This window comes from Sulfitobacter sp. 15WGC, from assembly GCF_005068605.1.
Lineage (GTDB): Bacteria > Pseudomonadota > Alphaproteobacteria > Rhodobacterales > Rhodobacteraceae > Sulfitobacter > Sulfitobacter faviae.
The window spans coordinates 1-250 of record NZ_SZNL01000214.1; the positions used below are offsets into that span (position 1 = coordinate 1).

Here is a 250-nt window from a genome sequence, read left to right on the forward strand (position 1 = left end):
CTGGCCATCTTCCAATACATCAACGGCTTCTACAATCCGCGAAGGCGGCACTCAGCACTGGGTTGGAAAAGCCCGGTCGCTTTCGAAAGGAAAGTGGCCTAAACGAGCACGTGGGGCGGCACAAAAAACGCGACAGGTCCAGTCTTTGTGAACACCACAATGGCGCAGGACACTCCGGCATAGGGACGGAACACGCCTGAGGGCATCTTGATGATCGCGTCGAGTTTGTGATCCTCGACCAGCATGCCGC

Annotated in this window: 1 protein-coding gene; it reads left to right on the forward strand. The window is 56.8% G+C overall.

What is annotated here, in order from left to right; genetic code table 11:
* Nucleotides 1-102, forward strand: a 102-nt coding sequence (locus FCK22_RS19635; protein ID WP_349237611.1) for an IS3 family transposase, incomplete at its 5' end; no start/stop codon positions are given.
* Between the last annotated feature and the right edge of the window lie 148 nt (nt 103-250).